This window comes from Agriterribacter sp. (assembly GCF_035444585.1).
In the GTDB taxonomy this organism is placed as follows: Bacteria; Bacteroidota; Bacteroidia; order Chitinophagales; family Chitinophagaceae; genus Agriterribacter.
The window spans coordinates 1-4222 of record NZ_DAOMOZ010000129.1 but is presented as its reverse complement, the minus strand read 5'-3'; the positions used below and the strand labels follow the sequence as shown (position 1 = coordinate 4222).

General features: G+C 44.1%; 4 protein-coding genes. 1 reads left to right on the top strand and 3 read right to left on the bottom strand.

Annotation, left to right across the window (positions count from 1 at the left end):
• The coding region (locus tag PLH26_RS13825) for a His/Gly/Thr/Pro-type tRNA ligase C-terminal domain-containing protein (RefSeq protein ID WP_324586627.1) at positions 1-163 on the top strand (163 nt) is incomplete at its 5' end.
• Positions 164-549: 386 nt separating this feature from the next.
• On the opposite strand, the gene PLH26_RS13820 is transcribed toward PLH26_RS13825, so the two are convergent.
• The 3 genes from PLH26_RS13820 to PLH26_RS13810 form a co-directional block, all read right to left on the bottom strand.
• The gene (locus tag PLH26_RS13820; RefSeq protein WP_324586617.1) at positions 550-1731 is read right to left on the bottom strand and encodes an MFS transporter; all 1182 of its coding nucleotides are present in this window, start codon (positions 1729-1731) and stop codon (positions 550-552) included.
• Positions 1732-1965: 234 nt separating this feature from the next.
• The gene (locus PLH26_RS13815) at positions 1966-2436 is read right to left on the bottom strand and encodes a redoxin domain-containing protein (RefSeq protein WP_324586616.1); all 471 of its coding nucleotides are present in this window, start codon (positions 2434-2436) and stop codon (positions 1966-1968) included.
• 460 nt (positions 2437-2896) lie between these two features.
• A partial coding sequence (locus tag PLH26_RS13810; protein WP_324586615.1) for a DUF5916 domain-containing protein occupies positions 2897-4222 on the bottom strand: 1326 nt, incomplete at its 5' end.

Here is a 4222-nt window from a genome sequence, read left to right as displayed (position 1 = left end):
GAAATTCGACAAGCAGTTTAAATATGCCGAACGGAAACATATCGCTTATGCTGTAATGATCGGCAGCCGTGAACTGGAAAGCGGTACCTGCATTGTAAAAAAGCTCGGAACCGGCGGACAATCTACGATAGCGCTCTCTGATCTTGCCGGCTATTCTTTTTAATCAGGAATTGCTGTTTAACGGCCTCGTATTTTTTTCTATGCCACGAATTCCAGCGTCCCGCGCCTGGGCGGGATGATTTATGGATACAACAGGGATATTACCACCAACTACAAACACACTATTTTTTTTGTGTTACTTTTTTGCGGAAAAAGTAACACAAAAAGCCGCCGGGAAATGATTACCGCTATTTCCCGGAATGCCTTTATTTAGCTTCGGCACTATGTGGTTTCAGCTATAGAACCTTGATATATTTTGCAAATAAGTCACCAGCTAACTCATAGAGGCTCCATCAGTTATTCAAAGCTTTGCGTGCTTTGTGCCCTCTTCGCGGCCTTTGCAGTTAAAAAATTTCCACCAGACAGCAAGATTCCGGTTAAGCTTTATAGCTACACGAGGCGTCCCTTTTCATATACTCTTCTCGAATTAAACCAATAAATAAAGAGTGCAATAAAACTCAGTCCTCCGGTGATCAGGAACATGTTGGCAAACCCAAAAATGTCGGCTAACCAGGCGCCTGCCAGCATGCCTGTTCCAATGCCCAGATCGAAGCCGGTTAAATAGGTAGAATTGGCGGTACCGCGTTTGGAAGCCGGCGCCATATTGATATAGATGGTCTGCAAGGCCGGAAATAGCGTTCCATATCCCGTACCGATCAAAAAAGCAGCGATACAATACACATATATATCATGTACCAGCGCGAAGCCAACATATCCCCCGCTGATCAAAAGCATAGCCGCTGCCATTACCTGGTGAAGGTATCCGCGATCAACCAGCTTACCTGAAGTAACCCTGGAGAATACAATCCCTCCCGCTAAAAAAAGAAAGAATATCCCTGAATTTTGGATGCCTATTCCCTTCCCATATAAAACAGCAAAAGCCACCAGCGTACCCCAGCCGAAAGCGAGCAGCAATTGATTCAGGAAAATGGGGATGGCGCTCACCAGAATAAACCGGTCAAGCGAAATTGGCGGAACTTTGTCAAGCTTTTTCCTGTAGGGAACTTTGATGAAAAGAGAGGCTATAATGGAGAGGAATCCCATGAACAGGGCGGATGAGATCAATGCACTAAAATGATATGCATCATAGATCTTCACGGCAATATAGGGCGCTATTGCCATAGCAATATTGATGTTAACTCCAAAGTAGCCCACTCCTTCTGCGCGCCGCGATGCGGGGATGATGTCGATGGCTACCGTATTTGCTGAAACCGTAGACAATCCCCAAAACAATCCATGAATGAACCGCAGGACAATGAAAAACAAAACCGAAACAGCAAAATAATAGCCGAAGAATGTCAGCACAAAAAGGCTGACGCCCAATACAAAGAGGGGCTTTCTTGCATATACATCCACCAGGTATCCGCTGAACGGGCGGATAATTAAAAGGGCGGCGACATAAGATGAAAGTACCACTCCGATCCTGGACGGAGACACGCCCAGCTCTCCCGACAAAAAGAGCGGAATGGTTGGCATTAAAAGATTAAAGGAGCAGGCAACCAAAAAATAAGTAAGGCAGGCAACAATAAAATTTCTATTCCAAAGCCTTTCTTTTTCTTCGATATTCGTCATGAATAAATAGGCGAAGGTAAGAAAGTTTTGAGTGTAAGCAGAAGATGACACGGGCGGGCAGCAGCGTCGTGTCAATAGTAGAATGTTACATTATCCCGGGAGTGAACAGTAAGAGAAGAAATGTGAAAAGAGAAACATTCTTTCACCTTATCTTCTCACTTTTTCACAACAACAAACTGACAGAAACCGCCTGACTTACAATAGTAAAGTAAAGACGAACACGAAAGTCCTTCATTACCTCAGTTTTGCGAGCGCTTCCTTCAATGCAGCAAAATTTACCTGTGTACCGGGATTGGCTGTTTCCTCTGCATACACAACGGTACCGCTTCCGTCTACCACCGTTACGCCTCTTTTGGCAACTCCCTTCAGTCCAAGCGTGAAATCTTCGAGGTACATATCGTAGTCGCGGATCATTTTTTTATTGAAGTCAGACAGCAGGTCGAAATTGATGTTGTTCTGCGATTTAAATACGCCTAAAGTAAAAGGCATATCAACAGATACGCCTACTACTGTTGCGCCTATATTATTATAATAACCCAGATCATCGCGGTTGCTGCACATCTGTGCAGTGCAAACCCCGGTGAAAGCAGCAGGGAAAAAATTGATGACTAAGGTTTTACCAGCAAAATCTTTTAGGGAAACCTCTTTCTTTTCGGTATTGACCAATGTAAACTCCGGCGCTTTTGACCCGATCGTTAATGCCATAGTATTTAGTTTTAGAGTAATTATTTGTAGAACAACGAAGTTACTGAAAAAATGGTCGGGCCTCCTATGGATACACATAAATATAACATGCTGCATTCCTTATCAATAAGGATTTGCTGTGTATGATGCAATGGCAGCGATTACCGTCGAAAATACCATCTATGGCTTCCTCATAATATTCTAAAGCAATTTCAACAAGTTTTGAGTTTGAACTTTCAGATATCAGCATAAGTGATTATTTCTTCAAAATTATACGTGAACAACGCCAAACCATGTCGTTGTAAAACGGATCAGCATATTATTTAACAGCCATAATGACTTGTAAAATAGCCTTCCATCGCAAACCCCGGAATCGTTTCTCGTTTATACAGGCGAAGCTTCTTTCCAGCAGCAGGAAACAAAAATATTAAACTGGAAAGAACTTGATAAAATATCTAACTGAAAAAAAGATATCCTACCCCTACAAATTCCACCAGTAATTGAACTTCAGCACAAAGGCTCTTGTTTTTACAGCAAAAGGCCCGGGGTAGTAATTGTCGGTATATACCAGGAACAGGTCTGAGGCCGGTTTATACCGCCACTGGAACCTTGCATTGATATTCAGGTTCTCCTGCTGCTCATTGTACTGAACATACGTGGTGAGGAATAGGGTATTCGTAAACGTTATGTCTATACGCGGGCCAACCAGCAGGAAATTTTGGCGGCCCCAGGGCTGTGGCAGGCGCAAATGGTTGTAACTGGCGCTCATCGTTATATTTACGTAGGGCTGGATCCTGTAACCGATATCGCCGGCAGCAGTAAGCAGGTGCCCACCGGCATAATATCCGCCGTACCTGAAAGAAGCGCTTCCGGTAAGCAGGTGCTGCGGCGCCGAAACATAATCAAAACCAACGGTATTCCAGTTGTGCTTTGAACCGGCAGCCAGTGAATCCTTTCCCAGGTTGGTCGGGTCGAACGGGTTCAGCAACTGTACATAATCATTTTGGGCAACCATATTCAATGTACTCTTGGAACGGAAAGTAAAGAGGTAAGACAAAATATTGGAATAATCCGTTTTGCCAAAAGCATTATTGAAATAAAGATTACTGTTGAACTGGGGTCCATGACTTAAGATATTCCCGCCCTTCGGAAAAAAATAATATGTAACAGAGGGGTTCAGCTTGAAATAGCCGCGGCGCGGTACATAGCCTGCTTCTGCAGTATAATCTTTGCCTACATGCTGGAACTGGCCCATGATCAGCCAGTGGCGGCTGCTGTGCTGGAGATGTGCTGCCTGTATCCAGTCGTCTTTTCCCGTTCCGGGCTGGAATGATTTGAGCATCATTGCCTTTCCTGTCCATACATTGTTCGAGGAAGCAAGGTTGTATTCTATGCCAAGGTTCCTGTTGTATGTTGAATAAACCGGCTTGCCGTTGCCGTTATCATTATTTCTATTGGGATGGTAATTTATAGAGGCCTTATCAATATACAACACCCCTATATTAGAGCGTTTGAAAACTTTTCGCTGCAGCGATACCACGGCAAAATTTTGCGAAGGCAACCCGGTTTCATCCACTTTTGCGGTTTGCATATCCATTACACCGATACGCGTATTTTTATCCAGCTTTCCGCTCAGCCTTGCACCAAAGTTGATGGGTACTCCCAGCCCTATCCTTCTTGAAAAGAAAGGCCGGATATCGGCATACCCGAAATTGGCGAACAAATCTCCATTCTCTAAGAAAAACTGCCGGCGCTCGGGAAAGAAAAGCTCAAACCTGCTCAGGTTGGTAACCTGCTTATCTACTTC

Bases quoted from the DNA above. Each gene is read 5' to 3' on its own strand.
- PLH26_RS13820 (WP_324586617.1), bottom strand. From the start codon at position 1,731: ATGACGAATATCGAAGAAAAAGAAAGGCTTTGGAATAGAAATTTTATT.
- PLH26_RS13815 (WP_324586616.1), bottom strand. From the start codon at position 2,436: ATGGCATTAACGATCGGGTCAAAAGCGCCGGAGTTTACATTGGTCAAT.